A 4,175-nucleotide genomic window follows, 5' to 3' on the forward strand; every position below is an offset into this window, starting at 1 on the left:
CAAAAGCCCAAATATGCAGCTTCGGGCCCTTTGGACCGTTCTGGGCTGGCGGCCCGCCTGGATTGGTGCGGGCCGCTTTTGCTCAGGCCGCGCGCAGGCGGGCCCGCGCGGTGGCCACATGGACCGCCGCACCATGGCCGAGGGCGGCATCATTGAAGTCATAGCCCGCGTTGTGCAGCGGGGCCGAGGCCTCGCCATTGCCGATGTAGGAGAAACACCCCGGCACATAATCGAGGAAGCGCGCGAAGTCCTCTGACGCGGTCATCGGCTCTTCCATCACCTGAGCCGTGGCAGAGACCGGCGCGGCACAGGCGAGCACCGCCTCAGCCAGATGCGGGGTATTGAGGAGCGGCATAAATTCGCGGGTGTAGCTGACCTCCGCGCTCAGGTTCCAGGTGGTGGCAATGCCCGCGGTGATGCGGCGCATCTCCTCTTCGATTTTGGCGGAAACATCGGGCGAAAAGCTGCGCGCATCGCCCAGAATCCGCGTAACGCCCGGCAGCGCGTTGCGGGTGCCATCGGTGAGAAATTCCGTCACCGAGACCACGGCAATATCCGTGGGGCTTAACCTGCGCGAGACGATGCTTTGCAGATCCATAACCAGTGCACAGCCCGGCACGAGGGTTTCGCGCCCCCATTGCGGTCGCGCCGCATGGCCGCCGATGCCGCGCAGGACAATTTCAAAATTGTCCTCAGCCGACATCACCGCCCCCGCGCGGGTGCAAAAACTGCCCACCGCGAGCCCCGGCAGATTGTGCAGCCCGTAAATTTCCTCAAAGGGGAAGCGTGCCATCAGCCCGTCCTCCAGCATGGCCAGCGCCCCCCGGCCCCATTCCTCGGCGGGCTGAAAGATAAACCTGACGGTGCCGTCAAAGCCACCCTCGGCGGCAAGCAGGCTGGCCGCGCCCAGAAGCATGGCCGTGTGGCCGTCATGGCCGCAGGCATGCATCACCCCCGGGGTCTGCGAGGCCCAGTCGGCGCTGCCGGTTTCCCTGATGCGCAGCGCATCCATATCCGCGCGCAGGGCAATGGCGCGGGGGCTCTGGCCGCGGCGCAGGGTGCCCACCACGCCGGTGCCGCCCACGCCCTCGGTGACCTCAAGGCCGAAACTGCGCAGCTTTCCGGCCACAAAAGCGGCGGTGGCGGTTTCTTCAAAGCCAAACTCGGGATGGCGGTGGAGATGGCGCCGCCAGGCGGTCATCTCCTGCAAAAGGGCAGAGGGGATCATATGCTCAGGCCTTCGTGCGGATGTCATGGGGATCTGCGCCGGTCAACTGGCGGTAAACCTCGGGGTCGGTGGCGCCTTCGGTATTGATGACGAGCACCCTTGCGCGCGCATCAAGCCCGATGCGGGCGCAAAGATCGCTGTCGCGCAAAGCGGCCATAACACCGGCAAGCCCTGCCCCGCCGCTTTCGCCCGCCACCACCGCAGGGTCCCCTGGCAGCGGAAAGGCCAGGCGGCGCATGACGGCCACGGCATCTTCCTCCTCAACGGTCATAAACCCGTCAGCCAGCCGCGCGAGCACACGAAACGCGATCGGCGAGGGCGCATAGCATTCGAGCATCGCCATGACGGTCGGGGCGGCATCAGGCACCTGGACCGGCTGCCCTGCCCGCGCACTTTCAAAAACGCAGGCCGCCCGCGCCGGTTCAACCACCGTGATATGGGGCCGCTCTGCCCCAAGCCGCACCGCCAGATGCGCCGCGACAGCACTGGCAAAACCGCCAACCCCGGCCTGGAGGAAAACATGGGTGGGCGGCGCGGGCAGCTGCGCCAGCGCCTCGGTGACGAGGGCGATATAGCCCTGACCCACGAGCGCCGGGATCTCCTCATATCCCTCCCATGAGGTGTCGGAGAGCACGGTCCAGCCATTTTCTTCTGCCACGCGGGCAGCCTCGCGCACGGAATCGTCATAGCTGCCCGCCACCCGGATGATCCGCGCGCCAAAGGCGGCGATGGCATCAATGCGGCCCTGGCTGACGCCTGCGTGCACAAAGATCACCGCCTGTGCGCCGGTCAGCGCCGCGCCCTGGGCCACCGAACGGCCGTGATTTCCATCCGTGGCACAGGCAAAGGTCATCCCGGCGGCAATGGCGCGCACCGGCGGGGTCAGCAGCGCCTCGGCGGCGGGACGCTCTCCGAACTTCCGTTCGGCGGCATCCAGCACCAGCTGCATCATGGCATAGGCCCCGCCAAGCGCCTTGAAGCTGCCGAGGCCAAGCCGGCTGCCTTCATCTTTCACATAAAGCGCCCCAAGCCCCAGATCGCCTGCCAGCGCCGGCAGGGACACGAGGGGGGTGGCGGTGCTGTCACGCAGGGCCAGAAGCCGCGCCACATGCCCGGCAGCTTCCAGGCTGTAGGTGAGGGCATCTTTGGGATCAAGCGGGCTGCGATAACACGCAAGGGGGTTTGCCAGATACATCAACATCTCCTGTTTTGACGAAAAGTTATTGCATCAGAGGTGAAATTTGCGCTGAATATCAGGGTTATAAATGCAATTTTGTTTCGTGAAGCACCGATGGACAGCTATGATCTGGGCATCCTGCGCATTTTGCAGCAGGACAATACCACCCCGCAGCGGCTGATCGGCGAGGCGGTCAATCTCTCGGCTCCGGCGGTGCAGCGCCGCATCCGCCGCCTTGAGGCCGAAGGCGTCATCACCGCGAATGTCGCCGTGCTCGCCCCCGAAAAACTGGGGCTGCCGCTGACGATCTTTGTGCTGATTGAACTGGTGAGCGAAATTCCGGCAGAGATTGATGCCGTGAAACAGCGCCTGCTGGATGCGCCGGAGGTGCTGCAGTGCCATTACGTGGCAGGCGAGACGGATTTTATCGTCCAGGTCGCGGCGGAAAGCATGGCCGCCTATGAGGATTTCACCCGCCGGGTGCTGTTTCAGGGCAGCAATGTGCGCAAATTCCGCACCCTGGTCTCCATGTCGGCGGTGAAAACCAGCGGGCCGCTGGCTTTTTGAAGAGCCCCCGCGGAAAAAAAAATGGCGGCTCCGTCACCGGAGCCGCCACTGGACATCAGCCGCGGCTGACGCCTTCCAGACGGATCAGACCGTCGGTGTAGGGCGTGAAGCCCTTGAGGTTTTTATCAAAGCCCCAGATCCAAGCCTGGTGGTAGAGATAAAGCAGCGGCAGTTCGCGGTTCAGAACCTTGCGCACGGCATCATAATGCACCTTACGCGCGGCCGGATCGCTTTCGCGGCGGGCGGCTGCAAGACCTGCTTCCACCTCAGGATGCGAGAATTTCGGATCATTCAGACCGCCGCCGGTGACGACAAACTGGTTGAGGTTGGTGTCGGGATCGACATAGCCCGACCAGCCGGTGAGCGTTGCGTGGTAGCGCCCCTCGGCCTGAGCGGCCAGCATTGAGGCAAATTCGACCGCTTCAACTTTGATCTCGATGCCCGCTTCGGCCACCATAGCCTGAAGCACCTGGGCGACCTGCAGGTTTGCCTGGTTGTTCGGCACGGTCAGGGTAAAGCTGAAGGACTCAACCCCCACCGATTTCATCAGCTCACGGGCCTTTTCCACATCGCGTGCGGGAAGGGGCGTGGCCTCATCATACCAGAAGGAGCCCGGCGCGAAGGGCTGGTTGCCCGGCTGGAACAGACCCTCGAAAGCCACCTGGTTCAGCGCTTCGCGGTCAATGGCGTAAGACAGCGCCTGACGCAGTTCTGCGTGCTGCGACAGCGGGTTGTGGGGGCCTGCACCCGCTGAAGCAGAAAGACCCCTCCTATACGCAATTAAGTTGCCGCTGCGTCAATTTTGTTTCCCGAGCAGTAAAGCTTGAAGCGACATGTCAGCTCGTGAATGTCTGATAAGGTAATTTTACCCATTGCTCGATCGCGAAAATGGTTGGAGTCAGGGTCACGCGAAGAGCCATAACCTGAAATTCATGCTACGTCGCATCTTTCAGATTCAGGCGCTCTTGCAGCTTCTCGGCGGCTTCCTTCCGCTCGCTGTAGCGGTCGGTCAGGTCGGGACGATCGCGCGTCAGCAAAGTGAAACGCACCAGTTCCTCCATCACATCAACGATCCTGTCGTAATAGGGCGATGGCAGAGGTGGTCCGGGAATTTGGACCAGTTTGCCGCTCAGCTAAGCTCTAGCATGGGTTTCATGTCAGGCGGCGGTTTTCAGGTTCTGATCGGAGGTATCATAGGCCTCG

Annotated in this window: 4 protein-coding genes and 1 pseudogene; 1 reads left to right on the forward strand and 4 read right to left on the reverse strand. The window is 63.0% G+C overall.

The window, feature by feature from the left end; translation table 11 throughout:
- Window positions 1-82: 82 nt before the first annotated feature.
- A complete protein-coding gene (locus EP867_RS16240) occupies window positions 83-1,228 on the reverse strand; it encodes an amidohydrolase (RefSeq protein ID WP_128490519.1) in 1,146 nt (381 codons plus the stop codon).
- 4 nt (window positions 1,229-1,232) lie between these two features.
- The gene (locus EP867_RS16245; protein WP_128490520.1) at window positions 1,233-2,423 is read right to left on the reverse strand and encodes a diaminopropionate ammonia-lyase; all 1,191 of its coding nucleotides are present in this window, start codon (window positions 2,421-2,423) and stop codon (window positions 1,233-1,235) included.
- A 96-nt stretch (window positions 2,424-2,519) separates the two neighbouring features.
- On the opposite strand from EP867_RS16245, the gene EP867_RS16250 reads away from it, so the two are divergent.
- Window positions 2,520-2,972 carry an Lrp/AsnC family transcriptional regulator gene (locus EP867_RS16250; RefSeq protein ID WP_128490521.1) on the forward strand — a complete coding sequence of 151 codons (453 nt, stop codon included), beginning with the start codon at window positions 2,520-2,522 and terminating at the stop codon, window positions 2,970-2,972.
- A gap of 55 nt (window positions 2,973-3,027) precedes the next feature.
- Here EP867_RS16250 and EP867_RS16255 read toward each other — a convergent pair whose 3' ends face one another.
- Both EP867_RS16255 and EP867_RS16260 read right to left on the reverse strand, forming a co-directional pair.
- Window positions 3,028-3,753 (reverse strand): ABC transporter substrate-binding protein, encoded by a 726-nt coding sequence (locus EP867_RS16255; protein WP_128490522.1) that lies wholly within the window; start codon window positions 3,751-3,753, stop codon window positions 3,028-3,030.
- Window positions 3,754-3,907: 154 nt separating this feature from the next.
- A pseudogene (locus tag EP867_RS16260) lies at window positions 3,908-4,066 on the reverse strand (arsenical resistance protein ArsH); the annotation flags it as partial.
- Window positions 4,067-4,175: the final 109 nt, after the last annotated feature.

This window comes from Falsigemmobacter intermedius (genome assembly GCF_004054105.1).
GTDB lineage: Bacteria > Pseudomonadota > Alphaproteobacteria > Rhodobacterales > Rhodobacteraceae > Wagnerdoeblera > Wagnerdoeblera intermedia.